We start from the raw sequence: 15,590 nt of genomic DNA, 5'->3' as shown, positions 1-15,590 counted from the left end.
GTTTAGTGCAGATATTTTTGGTCTATCTCAAAGTCGCTTGAGCTTATATGTCGCATGGCTTGACCAATCAAACTCATCCCGCAAGTCTATCTGCTACAGCCGATCCTGTATCAGCCTCACATTTCTTCTGAATATGCTGACTCGAAGCGTTATTGGTTTCGCCTGTGTCCTAACATAACTGCATTTGAGAAAGAGATTTATTATTGTTTGTAGTGCCTTGTTTAATTAAGGCAGCATTGTGTTATTTTTTATAAATTTCGGGTTTATTTATGATTTAAATTTTCATCTAAGCTATTTATTTAATATAAAATATTAAAATCTTACAGAGATATTTCGAAATAAAGACTCAGTATAGTGATATGTGATCTTGCTCATAAATAGGCTTCATGACCCAACACGATGTTTCAATCCTGAAATGATTAGGACTTTTTTGATCTTCAATTTGCTATGAGAAATTAACGTGCTACCGCTGAAGATGGTCAAAACTTGACAGATTTAAATAGTTACAATCCCGCGCCCTGCTTATACATAATGACTAAACTTCCTGCCCTTATATTGATTTAATATCTATAACTTATAACCACTTAAATCCATCGGCCTATTCAGATCAAATACAAAGTCATAGAGATCATTTCATCTCTTGGCTCAGGCTTCAAATACATCCGACTTTATTTTGTTACACCGTATCGCGTTAAGTTTTAAGGAGTAAGAGCATGGCCTCTTCTAAAAAAGAATCTAAAGCAATGAAAATTGATATCGGGATTTCGCATGATGATCGCGCCAAAATTGTCGATGGTTTATCCAGACTTTTAGCAGACAGTTATACCCTGTATTTAATGACCCATAATTTCCACTGGAATGTCACTGGCCCCCAGTTCAATAGCCTGCACAACATGTTTATGACTCAATATACCGAGCAGTGGAATGCGCTGGATATCATTGCTGAACGTATTCGGGCTTTGGGTTTTGCAGCACCCGGTACTTATAAACAGTTTGTGAAACTCACCTCCATTAAAGAAGTCGAAGGTGTGCCTAAAGCTGAAGAAATGATACGTTTACTGGTAGATGCACATGAAACTGTGGCACGTACTGCCAGAAGTATTTTTTCGATCATTGAAGAAGCCAATGATCAGCCGACTGCTGACATTCTCACGCAAAGACTGGAAGTACACGAAAAAACTGCCTGGATGCTGAGAAGTAATCTGGAACAATAAAATCGGATCGAATCTTTGAGATCAGGCTCATGCAAGGATGAAGCGGAAACTTGTGGTGGTGCGATTAAGTTCGGCTTCATCCTGACGCTTTGATTAGGTATGATTTACCGGCGTTCAATGATTAGATCAACCTGAAAGACAGGATCATTAGAATTCAACTGTAAGATTTTAAGGATGTAGGCAATCGCGTACTTCCTTTTTTAATGACTCGTTTATTTAAATCTCAGGCATGGAAATAATTCAACGGCAGTTTTAAATAAGAAATTCCATTTTCTTCCGCTTCAGGAAATTGACCAGCACGCATATTGATCTGAATCGCCGGTAAAATCAGTTTAGGCATACTCAGTTTGGCATCTCGCTGCTGGCGCATTTCAACAAAATCAGCTTTGGCCGTGCCAGTGTGAATATGGATATTGTGCTGCTTCTGGGTCTGAATATCAGTTTCACAGACAAAGTGGTCGCGATGTTCCGGCAGATAGTCATGACATAAAAATACCCGGGTGGCGTCTGGTAACTGATACAGCTTTTGAACCGAATCAAATAAAGTCGCGGCACTGCCTCTAGGGAAATCACAGCGCGCGGTACCGTAATCGGGCATGAACAAGGTATCGCCAACAAAGACCGCATCCCCGATTACATAACTGAGACAGGCCGGTGTATGTCCCGGTGTCGGAATGTTATAGGCCTGCAATGAACCAATGCTGAATGCTTCATGATCAGTAAACAGATAATCAAATGGCTGAGCAAGATTAAATTGCTTGATGTCCAGATGATAGATCGCGCCAAAGGTCTCCTGAACCACAGAGATATGATGGCTCATGGCAATTTTGCCGCCCAACTGTGAATGCAGATATTGCGCTGCGGTCAAATGATCAGCATGCACATGGGTTTCCAGAATCCACTCAACTTCAAGTTCATGCTCTCGTACATAGGCGATAATGCGATCCGCATGCGTGGTCGATGTGCTGGCTGAAGCAGCATCATAATCCAGTACGCTATCAATCACCGCACATTTTCCAGTGGCCGGATCACTCACGACATAACTAAATGTATTGGTATCTTCATGAAAAAAATTCTGAACCACAGCGCTCTGACTCATGATGATGCTCCTGCCCATTGACGATGTAGGTAAACCCCTGCCAGCATGGCAAGAATAAAATAAATGGCCTGATAATGACCCAGACCGATCAAGGTCAGACTGGGTGCCGGACAAATACCGGCAATTCCCCAGCCGATACCAAATAAAAGACTGCCTGTCACCAGTTTGGAATCAATTTTCTGATTGGTTGGTAACTGGATCGGTTCATCAAATACGGTTTTCGCAGTCGGATTTCGACTGACTTTTTGAAATGGAATAAAGGCAACCACTATCGCGCCCAACATCACAAAGGCCAGACTTGGATCCCAGTCGCCAAAAAGATCCAGAAAATCCAGAACCTTTTCAGGATTGGCCATACCGGAAATCATCAAGCCTACCGAGAACAAGCCACCCAATAAAAATGCCAACAGATTTTTCATTTTAAAGCACTCCGATCAGATGACGAATCACATACACTGTTACAAAACCTGCCAGCATAAATACCGCAGTTGCCAACATTGAACGTCTGGATAAACGGCTAATCCCGCAAATGCCGTGTCCACTGGTACATCCCGAACCTAAACGGGTACCAAACCCGACCAGCAAACCGGCAACGATCATCATCCAGGGACTGGCATTCAGTTCGATCTCAGGCTGTAGCCATAAACCATAAATAAATGGAATGATGAAAAGACCCAGTAAGAACCAGATGGCAGGTGTTTTAAAAAGCGTATGCGGATTGAGAACCTGTCCGATCAGGCCACTGATGCCTGCGATCCGGCCATGGATATACAGATAGCCGACAACTGAAACTCCGAGGAGCAAGCCGCCGAGAAAAGCACTCAGAAAGTCATGTATCATAATTCCATCAATCATTATATAATTTTATATTATATAATATTTAAATTTATTCAAGTCGGGAATGGTGCCTGAATATGTTCATTCATTCTTCAGCATCCATCTTTCAACTGATCCAGAATGAAATAATTAACAATATTCCGGTCAACACGGTAAATAAGTTTAACAAGACAGGATGCTGGGTCTGATAGTCAGAAATAAATTCTGCCGGGGTCAAAGATCTGAGGCCAGCCCGATATTGCAGGATAGAACCGATATTGATCAACATACCGAATAGAATGACTGCAATTCCCAGCCAGTGACTATAAACAATTTTATTCTGGTATTTTTCCGGATCGACCAGTTGTGCCAGTAAATTTGATTTTTCAATCACAAAGCCAAAAGCAATCAAAGCCAGCCCACTGCGATTCCAGGCCAACGCAGTTCTTTCTAAAGCAAATAAAACTCTTGGATCCTGTAAGTTAGACATGCTGGTTCCTTATGGTTTGGATTAATCTTGATGCGGATTGCTCGAATCACTTTCAATCCGGCCATCGACCAGATTAATGGTGCGATCACAAGTGGCAGACAGGCGCGGATCATGCGTGACCAAGAGTACGGCGCAGTCGCGTTCACGATGCACTTTACGAAACAGTTCAAACATATCAGCCGCGGTCTGGGTATCCAGATTACCTGTCGGTTCATCGGCCAATAATAATGCTGGCTCAGTAATCAAAGCCCGAGCAATGGCCACCCGCTGCTGCTGTCCTCCGGAAAGTTCATTCGGTTTACGTTCAGCAAATTTTTCCAGCCCCACTGCCGCTAGTAAATCACGTGCGCGTTGCATTGCCTGCTGATTCGGTTTGCCATGCGCCATCATTAAAGGCATTAGAATATTATCCAGTGCACTAAACGCTTGAATCAGATGGTGAAACTGAAATACAAACCCAATACTGTTGCCGCGCAGCGCCGTACGACCGGTATCATCCATCGCACTGGTAGGTTGTCCCAACAAGTACAGCTCGCCGCTCGTTGGTTTATCTAGCAGTCCCAGAATATTCAATAAGGTACTTTTTCCAGAACCGGAAGGGCCAATGAGTGCAGCAAAGTCGTTGCGATCAATGCGCAGGTCAATGCCATGCAAGACCTCAACCTCATTGGGCTGGCCAATATTATAAGATTTTCGCAGCGCTTCCAGACGCAGAACTTCCTGAGATTGCTCAGACATGACGAATCGCCTCCACCGGATCAAGTGCCGCGGCCCGGCGTGATGGCACTGCTGCAGCCAGTACGCCTGTTAATGTCGCCAACAATAACGCCAATATCACCAGTTCAATCGAAATGGGAATATAAAATAATCCTGGCCCAAAATTATTAAATACCCACACCAGGCCATAACTGACTATGCTGCCCAGCACTGAACCGAGCAAGCCAAAGATTGCGCCCTGAAACAGAAAAACTCTCAAGATTTGCGATTGGGTTGCACCTGTCGCCCGCAAAATACCAATTTCCCGGGTACGCTGCACCACACTGACGGACATGACGCTGGCAATCCCGAAAGCCACTGAAATTGCGACAAAGACAATAATCATATTGGTGGACAGGCTTTGTGCGGTAATGGCATTCATCAGTTGTGCATTGGTTTCAATCCAGCTTTCGGCTTTTAATGAGGTCAGGCGTCCGACTTGTGCTGCAACCTGGTCTGCCTCAAAAATATTGGCAATGGTCAGGTCAATCACCGTTACCCCGCCTGGCAGACCGAGTAAGGACTGCGCCTGCTTGAGATCCAGATAAACATAACGCGCATCCAGTTCGCGCACGCCCAGCTCAAAAATACCGGCAATATTCACCAAGGCACTATTCTGTTGGCCAGTATCTAGCCGCAACTTGCTGCCGACCTGAACACCGAGGTCTTTGGCCAATTGACTGCCAATCAGTACATCATCCGCGCCGACCCGCAACTGACCACTGGTTAAATATTCTTTTAATGGAATGATCTGCTGATAACGCTCCAAATTCATCCCAACCAAGGCTACGGATTCAATCGCATCACCCCGTTGTACAAAAGCAGGTCCAGACACTACCGGCGAGACGGCGGTCAGTACAGGTAACTGGTCCAGTGTTTCGGTAATCTGTTGCCAATTATTGATCGAACGCAGCCGCTGTGCCCGTTTGTCTTCCTGCAATAATTGCACCGTTCCGGCAGGAGGTGACACAATTCGGTTGATTTCATCCGGTGACAACAGGCGAATATGCGCTTGTGTACCTAAGGTACGTTCGACAATATTGGCTTGTAGCCCCTGAATCAACGCGGTGATAAAGACGATCACTGCCACGCCCACGGCGACCCCGATGGTGATCATGATGGACTGCGCGCGACCCTCGCGCAAAAAACTGACCGCGATTTTCCATTCGATCCAGAGCCGCCCAAATAAATTTTTCAATCGAATTTCACCGGTAATTCATTTTTGCTATCGGTCGTATTAGCAGAATTCTGCAATGAACTGTGTTGTGATTTTAAGCGAACTCTGGTGCCATCCTCCAATGAAGATTCGGCATTTGCCAGCACCTGATCACCCTCATTCAGACCAGATTTCACTTCTGACATGGCCAGGCCACGCAAGCCTAAAGTAATCTGCTGACGCTGTATTTTTCCATCACGTACCATTAAGACCACAGCTTTATCTCCCTTTATACTACTTAAAGCATCATTCGGAATAGCCAGTGCCCGTGCTCGTTTGGCCGTCTCGACATTCACCGATACCGTCATGTCCTGACGCAGAAAATCAGGCACTGGATTGACAGTTAACCTGACCTCTACTGTACCTCGCTGTGGATCAATACTTGGCGCAATAAAGTTAATCCGGGCCGGGAAAGACTGATCCGGATAGGCATCGCTAATCACGGTGGCATTTTGCTGTAAGGCCAGTTGCGGTAAATTCCGCTCATCTAGCGGTACCCGGATTTCTGTATTCCCTGTTAACGCAATGGTAAATAAAGTTTGTCCCGGCTGAACCAGATCACCCGGCTCGACATCGCGTGTCAGTACTGTGCCAGCGACCGCCACCCGAATCTTGGTTTTGGCCAATTGCGCCTGTGCCACCGCAAGCTGTTCCCGAAGCGATGCTTCTTCGACTTGACCCGCAGCCAATGCTGTTGCTTTTACCCGAGCTGTCTGATAATTATTGCGCGCGACTCTTTCCGCTTCCACAGCCTGTTCGACTTCTTCCCTCGACAGGATGCCAGCTTCTGCATTACGTCTACGTGTAGCTTCTCGGCTGGCCTGCTCCAGCTGGGCTTTGGCACTGGCCAGTTCTGCTGCAGCCTGTGGCCGTCGGCTGCTTGCCAATTCGGTCAGTGCCAGCTCGGCCTGCCTGACTTGGGCCAACAGCTCATCTGATTTCAGCACCACCAGCAGATCACCCGGTTTAACCTGATCGCCTTCCTGCACCAGACGTTGCAGAACCACACCACTAATTTCACTGCCTACCTGGGCACGCGAAACCGTCGCAACACGTCCGGTTGCGACAACATTTTGTACCAGCGGCATGGCACTCAACGTGTAACTAGGCACCACTGGTCCCTGCCACCAGCGAAATAGAGCAAACCCTACTGCCAGTAGCAATACGATAATGAGCAAAATTTTATAGTGGGCAACGCGCAATGAGAATCTCCAATTGATTCATCTAATTTAGAATAAGAAAGTCAAAACTGTATTTGTTTTTTTCCTAAGGTTTAATTTACAACAAGTTTCTGATTGCAATTATAGGTATTTTGTTGAGTTTGAAAAAGAATATTGATTTCTTGTCCGCTTTTTTGAGCTAGCTTAAGTCGATGTCAGTCAAGTTCATCAATTGCAGATCCAGACGTGGGATCAGGTAACAGAAAATTGTATTGAATTTATCTTGAGTTCAAGGAATGGGAGCTTTCATTAAAAAACAGGCTGGATCGTAATGGATCTAGCCTGTTCAATCGCTTAGGTGTTAATTGGAGTTAGTTAAATGTTAGACAGTACGACGTAATGGCTGATCACGTTGTGCCAGACTTTCACCCATCGGTACAAGCCGTATATCTGGATCAATCTTTTGCCAAGGCAGATCATTCGGGTCTGCTTTCATGGCACCAGGTGCTTTCGCGACCAAAATGGCAGCAGCGATGTCCTGAAAATCTGCACGAAAATGTACCGAGCTTTTCACCACGACAATCGATTTATCTTCAGGCACAACACCAAAAATTCTAAACATATTACGATCGAGCAACTGGGCTTTGTAGGAACTGACTGCAATTTCAATACCTTCTATTTCCAGTAATACACTCGGGCCAATATTTGCTTCAACGCCATGCATCATGGGTCCGCCATAGCTGAATTTCCCATCACTATAGGCTTTGATTTTAAATTCAGCGCTAAATAGGGCATCTCCGGCAATACCTGATGTTCCCGCCCAGTTGCGCATAAAAATGCTGACCAAGCTCAAGCTGATAGGCTTGCTGCACCACCACGGGATCTACAATGAGGCCAATCAATGCATTTTTAACCTGATGCCGATGTAGCGCCGATAACATTCCGGTCGTATTCGAATCACCACCGGCTCCCGGATTATCCTGAGTATCTGCAAGCGATGCTGTTGATAAAGTTGAAGTGCCTGCTGCACGGCATAATCGGGTGATAAAAAATCCATATTCCCATGCACTTCTTGTTGCAGCACATGGGCGATATAACGTTGCATAGCCTGATCTAACTGCACAGCATTTTCACTATAGCCCCAGATACAACCGCCACATTCCTCAAAATCTGCCGCTGGAAAACCCGGCGTGAAATTCATCTGGACAGAATTATTTTGCTCTAGCTGTTCGAGTAAATTCATACACGATTGGGTAGGTTCCAGCTCGGTACATTGTGCATTCAGCGCAATCAAAAATGGTAGCTTATACATTTGCTTGTACAGCTTTTTGCCCTGGAATATTTGATCCAGCACTTGGGCACAGCGTTGTCCGGTTTGGGCCATATCTACATGTGGATAGGTCCGATAGCAAATCAATGCATCACTATAAGTAAACATCGCCTGCGTGACATTGGCATGGAAGTCCAGACTGGCAATCACCGGAATGTCCGGACCAACGGTCTCGCGGACTCTTCTTAACAATTCGCCTTCACCATCATCCACCTGCTCACTGACCATGGCACCATGCAGATCCAGATACACCGCATCTGCCGGATGTTGTTGAATGCTGGAAATAATTTCATCACAGATCCGCTGATAAGTGTCCTGCTCTACATGCGCTGAAGGTGAAGTGCCAGCCCAGATCACCGGTAAAAGTTGATAACCGAATTGTTCTGCTTGTTGAATAAAACCGCCAATCGGAATGTTCTGTTCCCGAAATTTCAGGATATCTGCGCCGCGGCTAAGCGGCGGAAATCCCCCACCCTGGACAAAATCGGCGTAGCTTGCTTTGGTCGGGGCAAAGGTATTGGTTTCATGTTGAAAGCCCGCAATGATGATTTTCTTCATATCTTGAATCCTTCCTATGCTGCATGATTGATTATTTATCGATGATTAAGGCGGCGCGTGTTGTTTGCTGAGGCGCAGCTTGCTTTTTCAGTCTGAAGGCATAAATCAGGAAAGCGCCACCGAGCATCATGATCACAGCAATCGTGAACCAGCCTGCCAGCATGGAACCGGTCATTGACTGCGCTATACCCATAATATTCGGACTGACAAAACCACCGAGTAATCCAATACTGTTAATTAAGGCAATTCCACCTGCTGCCGCACTACCGCTCAAGTATTTCGATGGAATCGAGCAGAAAATGGTATAGGCACTAAACATAAAGGCCGTTGCGGTACAGATCGCTATAAAGGACAGCAGGAAATTCGCACTGATCACCGACAACATCAGACTAACTCCGGCCAATACCGTCGGCACTACACAATACCATTTCCGTTCCTACCATCTGTCCGAACTGCGGGCAAAAATGACCATGAAAATTGCGCCGCATAAATACGGAATCGCCACCAGCCAGCCAATCATCTGCAAATTCTGGATACCGCCCGACTTCAATAAAGATGGTAGCCAGAAGCCAATCGCATAGATTCCACAGATAATGGTGAAGTAGGCCAAGGCCATGAAATAAATCCAGGGATCCTTTAATACTGCTTTAAAATTGCTATGACCGGTTGCAGACTGATGCTGCGAAATTTCTTTTACCAACAAGGCTTTGTCTTCTTGTGACAGCCATTTTGCTTGTGAGGGATGATCGGTTAAATAAAAGTACGCTACGCAGCCCAACAGCACGGTTGGCACAGCTTCTAATAAAAATAACCATTGCCAGCCTGAAAGATTATAAATCTGATGAAAAGTACTCATAATTTGCGTGGATAACGGCGCACCTAACATACCAGCCAGTGGCCCGGCCAGCATGACGATCGCCATCACACGTGCCATACGTGCACCGGAATACCAATAGGTCAGATAGAAAATCATGCCCGGGGCAAAACCGGCTTCGAATACACCTAGTAAAAAGCGCAAGACATAGAACATCTGCGGGGTGGTGACAAACAGCATCGACATGGAGATCAGGCCCCACAAAATCATGATGCGGGTAATGGTTTTTCTGGCGCCAACTTTTTCAAAATACAGGTTGGTCGGCACTTCAAACAGCACATAACTTAAAAAGAATATGCCGGCTGCCATGCCATAAATTGCATCGTTAAAGCCCAGCTCCTGCTGCATTTGCAACTTGGCAAATCCGATATTAATCCGGTCCAGATAAGCAAAGAAATAACACAGCAATAAAAATGGCAGCAGCCGCCAGCTTACTTTCTTGTAAATCTGGTCTAACCGTTGTTGACGGGAGGTCATTAAATCCATCTAAAACTTCTTTTTATCTAGATCTTCTTATTGTTCAAAAACTATGTAAGCACGCTCCTGACTTGATAACAATGTAATTTATTAGGCATACTGATGCTTTAAAAGCATCAAAGTTTTTATGGACAGAAACTTGCAATTCCTTGCGCCATTGCATGGAATCAATGAAAAACGTTTGCGTTATTTCTATACGGTGATGATGTTCGGTTCGATGCGCAAAGCAGCAGATATCCTAAATATTGAACAGTCTGCCATGAGTCGACAGATTCAACTCTTTGAATCAGAATTAAAAATAAACCTGTTCAAACGTAAGGGCCGGCATATTATTCCGACTGAAGCCGCCTATCTGGTACTTGAGTATTTCAAGGAAAATAAAAATCGTGAAAATGAATTATTTGACAATTTATTTCAGCTGCAATCTTCTCAGCTCGGCAAAGTGAACATTGTTTCAAGTGAAAGTTATATGCAACACATGATTTATGATGTACTTCGACATGTGCATCATAAATATCCAAATCTTGAAATCCAGTTAGAATTAATGAGTGCCCAGCATGTGGTACGACATATCGTGGACAGTTTGGCGCATATTGGACTGGCGTATAATCCTCCATTTCATACAGACATCAGCACCATTGCCCATAAAATAGAACCTTTTATTCTGGCTGTTCCTGCCGGCCACCCCCTTGCCAAGCTCAAGCATCGCATTTGTCTCTCTGAAATTTCAGCCTATAAATTTGCCTTAATGCCCATAGGGCATGGTTTCCGTCATTTACTCGACAGTGAAATGGTTCGCTTACAAGTGAACCTGAATATTGGTCTGACCACCAATTCTATTTATGCTTTAAAAAATTATGTTGTGGCTGGACATGGGATTTCCGCCATGCGCTATGCAGATATCGCAGATGCGGTTAAAGAAGGTCAGGCCGTTGCCTTAACTATTGATTCCGAGCTGTGCAACACGGCTCAGACCCAATTGATGGTTCGTAAAAACACCCATTTGTCAGAGTCGAAGCATTTATTAATCGAGCGTATTCGTTCTAGTTTTGATTTGATCTTTTAAATCGCTTATAAAATTTAGGCAATAAAAAAGCCACTTATATAAGTGGCTGATTTACAATAAGAATTTTGGTGGGGTGGCGACAATTGAACTGGATTCACAAGTAACTGTTATTTAATTATAAAATTTTATATTAAAAATAAGGGATACACGTGGGGATACAAATTACTCGCTGCTGGCCTATTTTCTTCGAGTTTAGTTGCCTTACTGGGTGATGAACTCAGGAGTTAAAAACTCCCCCTCTTAGGCACTCCTCTGTGTTTATTTTTTCTATTTTCCTTCATGGTTGTATTGGTTTGCTGTGTTTTTTGGCCTCTCTTATTTGATGGAAGCGAAATAAAGCATTTAAGCTGCGCCTCTGTTTAGTGGCTCAGGTACGCACTGGTACGCGGTACGCAGTTAGTACGCACCAAAACAGCATATTTAAAATGCGTACCCATCCACATTTAGAATGCCAATGGGGTCAGATTTAGAATCTTATCCTTTGTGGCAAAGCTCCTCGTTTTTGTGGTGCTTATGCTGCACGTCATTTTTGGCGGTCAGATATGCCTATAAAATAGGTATCAGTATAATTTCAGATTTTAAATCCGCATTTGAAATGCTGAATTAACTTGGTCGCGTTTCAAATGTGAGCAAGTTCTCCAGTAGGGTAAGTGCTGTCCTGATCTGCTCGAAAATTATCAACTCCCAAAAATTCGGGAGCTGCATCCAGTTTTGGATTTACCTAAATTACTGTTATCAAAGCAAAGCTCACTTTTGAGCATCGGTTTAGGGGGCATTTTGACAATGCCCATACTGGCGAACTACGAAACTTTCGTAGTTAAAAGATATGCTCATATCTCCAGTAGGACAAAGGATGGCATTTAAAATGCGTACCTCCTCCTTTTATTGATGGTTCAGGTGTAATGACATCAAATGTGGCTACATTCGATGCTATACGAACCTGACATTAAAATCAATATAAGCATATTTCTTCTTTGACGTACTTTGACGAGATGGATTTTCTCAAAATAGCGATAAACCTTGATCTATATAGTTTAGAGGTCATTTTAAGGGTGTTTCTACTGATAGTCTGTCAAAGTAATTTAGATAGGTACTGTAACGCCTAATTTAATGGCTATTTACCCTTACGTACCCTTACGAAACACCTTATCGTCAAATGTGACGTAAAGCATGTGCTGTAAAGCTTTAAACGCTATTTAAGCCATCTTTTAAGCATTGAGCTGTAAGGGTAAATGATATGTACCAAAACGCCGTACTGAAACAAATCAATTTAGAACTTTTTGTTTTACGTAGTTGTACGGAATAGATATTTTTCAAAAATGGTGTAAACCTTTCTGTGTCTATGTTTGAGCATGGTTTTTATGGTCTTTTTAAAGTGGTGCTGTAAAACAAAAAATAAGGTCAAAATTCTTTACGTTTCTATACAGTCAGGGGAATTTACCTTGATGTACCTTGATGGAATCAAACAACCATCAAGAAACGGTAAGCCTTACCACATATAGTTTTGAAGCCATTTTAATGGTCTTTCTACTGGTGGCCCATCAAGGAAATTAAATAAACGCTGTAAAGAATAATTTAAGGCTGCTTTGCTTTACGTAGCTTTACGGATTGAGATTTATATCAGTACGTTTTAACCCTATTAGATTTCAAATCTATAAGGGTAAATTTTAGATTCTAAATCCTGAATTTAGTTATACGTAGTCATACGGATTTACCTTGACGAACCTTGACGAAATACTACTTCTTAAAACCTATTGAAAATAGCTGTGATGCTTTATTCATAAAGGTCTGAGTGCATTTTATTTCTTTTTTCTAAGGTGGTGCTGTCAAGGTAAATGGCTTATGTCCTGTATAGCAAAATATACGGCGCTTTCTGCAAGGGGAATGATATTTCTTGCTATACGTAGCTATACAAAACAGCATTTTGAATTGTGAGTGAATGGCATACCAGTACAGCCTTTGAGTGTGTTTTATTGTTGGGAGCTGTATAGCTAATTCTTGCAGAACTTAGCAAAGCTAAATAATGAGTTTTACTTGATAATACTTGATGAAATGATACTTATTGAAATTAGCTGTAACACCCAATATATGAGGCTTTGAAGCTATTTTTAACGGTTTTGTGGTCGGTCTTTATCAAGGAAATATTTAATAAGGCTTGTCTGATATGAAATACGGATTCTTCTTAGACGTACTTAGACAGAATCAATTTATTTAGGTTGACGTAGGTTGACAGAATGATGATTTAGTAAAATAGGTTAAAGCCTTGCTGTATAAGGTCTTGAGTATCATTTAATGCTTTATTTCTGCCGTATGCCGTCAACCTAAATTGAAATATATTGTCTATTAAAATTCACATTATTTTTTTGTAAAAGCATAGAGGCTTAAACTTAATGGAATTTAAATATGAAAAGAGGATTTCTATTTTTTAAAAACTATATCTGCAGCATAAAAGTGTGTATGACACTGATATATTACTCTTGAATTGTAGGCCCTAAAAAGAATGTCTTCGTTTACGAATTTATCAATTTTTAGTGATGACATTTCAAGCTTATTAAGTCCTCTTTCTTTCATTCTAGTCATTAAGTTCTCTGGAATATTTGCCAGTTTACTCAAGTTCTCTAAATTGTTTTCAGCGAAAGTAAAATGTATAAAAGCATTTTTTGTTAAATTGAATTCATATCCAAAATTATTGCCTGGTAAGGCTTCTGAAAAATCAACGTGAGCACGATCAGATAACAAACAAATTTCATTCTCATGAGTTGCAAGAGCAATATATAAATGCATTTTTGCAGGGTCAAAAATATTCTTAATTATTTCAGTTGCTAAATTTAAATAGTTTCCATTATCAAGCTTCATAGGAACTACCATATAAAATATGATTTTTAACCATTGTCTAAACTGTACTTGATTTATCCTGAATTCTGACAAGATTGACTCAGGTACGGCTAAAGTGTTTATCTTCTCAAATTGATAGGCTAAATTTTGATTTATTGGAGTATAGTTGCAAAGACTTGAATAAGTATTAAGGGTGGATAAAATACAATAAGGATTACGTATCACATTCATTAATTTTGCATTAAATAAGGTAAGAAAAATATCTTTATCTAGTTTTTCACTAGCTAATACTTCTTTCGTTAATACTTCAACTTTTTCTTCTAATTGACAGAAATATTTCTCAAAATTGTCTCTCGTTCCATCATCAAATATTTCTAATGAATATAAGTCATTAAAAGTTAAATTTTGCTCAATCTTTACACTATTCTCGACACATAGTTTATATTCTTGAAGTTCACGGTTAAGAGATTCGAATTTATATATCCGCCTTTTCTTTTTATCAATCGATGGATCTATGCTATTTAATTTCTGCTCTACCTGAGATATATAATGCTGATTACGGGTTTTATTATTAAACAATTTATTCTATTCCTTTGAAATTTGATGAATCATGTTTGAAAAGCCCCCAACTAAGGAGGCTAATTAACTTAATCTTTTAGGTTTATTTTTTACTTATATTTAATGCAGAATATTGTTCCTCAATATCTTTTAATGTGAAGTACCTTTTTGTTAAACATAAATCATTTTCACTCTTTGAAAATCCAGCAAAAATAATTGGTTCGCCACGAGTACCTGACTTTTCTTTAGAGAAATGAATATTATGAATTTGATGACAATATGGGTCTCTTCTTGTGATTTCCAATACTTTATCGAAATAAAGTGGTGCTATATTTTCCCCATAATCCTCATAACTGATAGCACAATCTAAAACTTCGCCCAAGTTTTTCGTTTTGTATGGTGGTGCTGACTTATACAGATCTTCAATTTCAGTATATCCAATTTTGTAACTATTAGATTCTAAATGCATTTGAAAGTATTTAATGCCTCTACCTTGTAAAGTTTTCATAACTTCATTTTGGCTTACTTTTGAGTATTGGAATGGAAGACTATGATTATTTTTATCTAATTCATTATTATTTTTAGGCATTTTTAAACCAAAATAAATAGCTATTACAGCTCTATAGTCATAATCAAAATTTCCATGAGGCTCTATACAAATTCTAATTTCCTCTTCATGTACCCATTTATCTGATTTTCTACCAGATGTTAGTTTTAATATTTCTCCTATATCACTTTGTTGAAGTGCAGTTTTTTCATCTATCCTAGGAATATTTTTTTGATAAATAACATCAAAAACAGCACTTACCTTATTGAGTTCTTGTAGCTTGTTTAAATCATATTCAATACAAAAACCTGAATGAGAATCTGCATAATATGCCCATAAAAGTTCATCACTTTCTGTTTTGCTTAAGGAAAATATACCTATATTTTTTCTTAATTTATTGCATAAGTCGATTGCATGACTTTTCATATCGATATTAATGTTATGGTAATGCTTTTCTAATTGATTAAGGCTTTGTTGCACAAAGATTTAAAGATTAGATTTACCCTAAGCGACTCAGGTTTAAGTGACAACTTGGGTATGAGGTCGGCCTAATTCCGTAAATATATTTAATACGGCTACACGAGCATGAATCTC

16 protein-coding genes are annotated in these 15,590 nt (G+C 41.3%); 2 read left to right on the top strand and 14 right to left on the bottom strand.

Annotated elements, in window-relative coordinates; all coding sequences use genetic code 11:
* Positions 1-713 precede the first annotated feature (713 nt).
* A complete protein-coding gene (locus WAK81_RS09285) occupies positions 714-1,214 on the top strand; it encodes a Dps family protein (protein ID WP_004646199.1) in 501 nt (166 codons plus the stop codon).
* Positions 1,215-1,437: 223 nt separating this feature from the next.
* Here the strand turns inward: WAK81_RS09285 and WAK81_RS09280 are convergent, their stop codons facing one another.
* From WAK81_RS09280 to WAK81_RS09225, 12 genes are all read right to left on the bottom strand, one after another.
* Positions 1,438-2,313 (bottom strand): MBL fold metallo-hydrolase, encoded by an 876-nt coding sequence (locus WAK81_RS09280; RefSeq protein ID WP_422196588.1) that lies wholly within the window; start codon positions 2,311-2,313, stop codon positions 1,438-1,440.
* Positions 2,310-2,732, bottom strand: coding sequence for a DUF6691 family protein (locus tag WAK81_RS09275; protein WP_422196587.1), 423 nt, complete (start codon positions 2,730-2,732; stop codon positions 2,310-2,312). Before WAK81_RS09275 ends, WAK81_RS09280 begins: the two co-directional genes overlap by 4 nt.
* A gap of 1 nt (position 2,733) precedes the next feature.
* A complete protein-coding gene (locus WAK81_RS09270; RefSeq protein WP_422196611.1) occupies positions 2,734-3,150 on the bottom strand; it encodes a YeeE/YedE family protein in 417 nt (138 codons plus the stop codon).
* Between the two features lie 106 nt (positions 3,151-3,256).
* Complete coding sequence (locus tag WAK81_RS09265) at positions 3,257-3,619, bottom strand: YidH family protein (protein ID WP_422196586.1); 363 nt, start codon at positions 3,617-3,619, stop codon at positions 3,257-3,259.
* Positions 3,620-3,640: 21 nt separating this feature from the next.
* Positions 3,641-4,357 carry an ABC transporter ATP-binding protein gene (locus WAK81_RS09260; RefSeq protein ID WP_004279331.1) on the bottom strand — a complete coding sequence of 239 codons (717 nt, stop codon included), beginning with the start codon at positions 4,355-4,357 and terminating at the stop codon, positions 3,641-3,643.
* Complete coding sequence (locus WAK81_RS09255; protein ID WP_422196585.1) at positions 4,350-5,573, bottom strand: ABC transporter permease; 1,224 nt, start codon at positions 5,571-5,573, stop codon at positions 4,350-4,352. The genes WAK81_RS09260 and WAK81_RS09255 overlap by 8 nt, the downstream gene beginning before the upstream one ends.
* Positions 5,570-6,793 (bottom strand): efflux RND transporter periplasmic adaptor subunit, encoded by a 1,224-nt coding sequence (locus WAK81_RS09250; RefSeq protein ID WP_422196584.1) that lies wholly within the window; start codon positions 6,791-6,793, stop codon positions 5,570-5,572. The genes WAK81_RS09255 and WAK81_RS09250 overlap by 4 nt, the downstream gene beginning before the upstream one ends.
* Positions 6,794-7,133: 340 nt before the next feature.
* A complete protein-coding gene (locus WAK81_RS09245; protein WP_422196583.1) occupies positions 7,134-7,583 on the bottom strand; it encodes an MlrC C-terminal domain-containing protein in 450 nt (149 codons plus the stop codon).
* Positions 7,534-7,692: a hypothetical protein gene (locus WAK81_RS09240; protein WP_422196582.1), complete on the bottom strand. Its 159-nt coding sequence runs from the start codon at positions 7,690-7,692 to the stop codon at positions 7,534-7,536. The genes WAK81_RS09245 and WAK81_RS09240 overlap by 50 nt, the downstream gene beginning before the upstream one ends.
* A complete protein-coding gene (locus WAK81_RS09235; RefSeq protein WP_422196581.1) occupies positions 7,650-8,639 on the bottom strand; it encodes a M81 family metallopeptidase in 990 nt (329 codons plus the stop codon). Before WAK81_RS09235 ends, WAK81_RS09240 begins: the two co-directional genes overlap by 43 nt.
* Before the next feature lie 31 nt (positions 8,640-8,670).
* The gene (locus WAK81_RS09230) at positions 8,671-9,054 is read right to left on the bottom strand and encodes a hypothetical protein (RefSeq protein WP_422196580.1); all 384 of its coding nucleotides are present in this window, start codon (positions 9,052-9,054) and stop codon (positions 8,671-8,673) included.
* A 21-nt stretch (positions 9,055-9,075) separates the two neighbouring features.
* Complete coding sequence (locus tag WAK81_RS09225; RefSeq protein ID WP_422196579.1) at positions 9,076-9,999, bottom strand: MFS transporter; 924 nt, start codon at positions 9,997-9,999, stop codon at positions 9,076-9,078.
* A gap of 118 nt (positions 10,000-10,117) precedes the next feature.
* Between WAK81_RS09225 and WAK81_RS09220 the strand changes: the two genes are divergently transcribed.
* Positions 10,118-11,056: a LysR family transcriptional regulator gene (locus WAK81_RS09220; protein WP_422196578.1), complete on the top strand. Its 939-nt coding sequence runs from the start codon at positions 10,118-10,120 to the stop codon at positions 11,054-11,056.
* A gap of 2,418 nt (positions 11,057-13,474) precedes the next feature.
* Here WAK81_RS09220 and WAK81_RS09215 read toward each other — a convergent pair.
* The gene (locus WAK81_RS09215; RefSeq protein WP_422196577.1) at positions 13,475-14,470 is read right to left on the bottom strand and encodes a hypothetical protein; all 996 of its coding nucleotides are present in this window, start codon (positions 14,468-14,470) and stop codon (positions 13,475-13,477) included.
* Positions 14,471-14,552: 82 nt separating this feature from the next.
* Positions 14,553-15,476, bottom strand: a complete 924-nt coding sequence (locus tag WAK81_RS09210; protein ID WP_422196576.1) for a DUF2971 domain-containing protein — start codon at positions 15,474-15,476, stop codon at positions 14,553-14,555.
* Between the last annotated feature and the right edge of the window lie 114 nt (positions 15,477-15,590).

This window comes from Acinetobacter sp., assembly GCF_049284435.1.
In the GTDB taxonomy this organism is placed as follows: Bacteria; Pseudomonadota; Gammaproteobacteria; order Pseudomonadales; family Moraxellaceae; genus Acinetobacter.
The sequence above is the reverse complement of the archived record's forward strand: the minus strand, read 5'-3'. Positions and strand labels throughout refer to the sequence as shown.

What these genes read in the sequence shown, in the direction of transcription:
- WAK81_RS09285 (WP_004646199.1), top strand. Translation starts at nt 714, where the DNA reads ATGGCCTCTTCTAAAAAAGAATCTAAAGCAATGAAAATTGATATCGGG.
- WAK81_RS09280 (WP_422196588.1), bottom strand. Translation starts at nt 2,313, where the DNA reads ATGAGTCAGAGCGCTGTGGTTCAGAATTTTTTTCATGAAGATACCAAT.
- WAK81_RS09275 (WP_422196587.1), bottom strand. Translation starts at nt 2,732, where the DNA reads ATGAAAAATCTGTTGGCATTTTTATTGGGTGGCTTGTTCTCGGTAGGC.
- WAK81_RS09265 (WP_422196586.1), bottom strand. Translation starts at nt 3,619, where the DNA reads ATGTCTAACTTACAGGATCCAAGAGTTTTATTTGCTTTAGAAAGAACT.
- WAK81_RS09260 (WP_004279331.1), bottom strand. Translation starts at nt 4,357, where the DNA reads ATGTCTGAGCAATCTCAGGAAGTTCTGCGTCTGGAAGCGCTGCGAAAA.
- WAK81_RS09245 (WP_422196583.1), bottom strand. Translation starts at nt 7,583, where the DNA reads ATGCGCAACTGGGCGGGAACATCAGGTATTGCCGGAGATGCCCTATTT.
- WAK81_RS09240 (WP_422196582.1), bottom strand. Translation starts at nt 7,692, where the DNA reads ATGTTATCGGCGCTACATCGGCATCAGGTTAAAAATGCATTGATTGGC.
- WAK81_RS09235 (WP_422196581.1), bottom strand. Translation starts at nt 8,639, where the DNA reads ATGAAGAAAATCATCATTGCGGGCTTTCAACATGAAACCAATACCTTT.
- WAK81_RS09225 (WP_422196579.1), bottom strand. Translation starts at nt 9,999, where the DNA reads ATGGATTTAATGACCTCCCGTCAACAACGGTTAGACCAGATTTACAAG.
- WAK81_RS09220 (WP_422196578.1), top strand. Translation starts at nt 10,118, where the DNA reads ATGGACAGAAACTTGCAATTCCTTGCGCCATTGCATGGAATCAATGAA.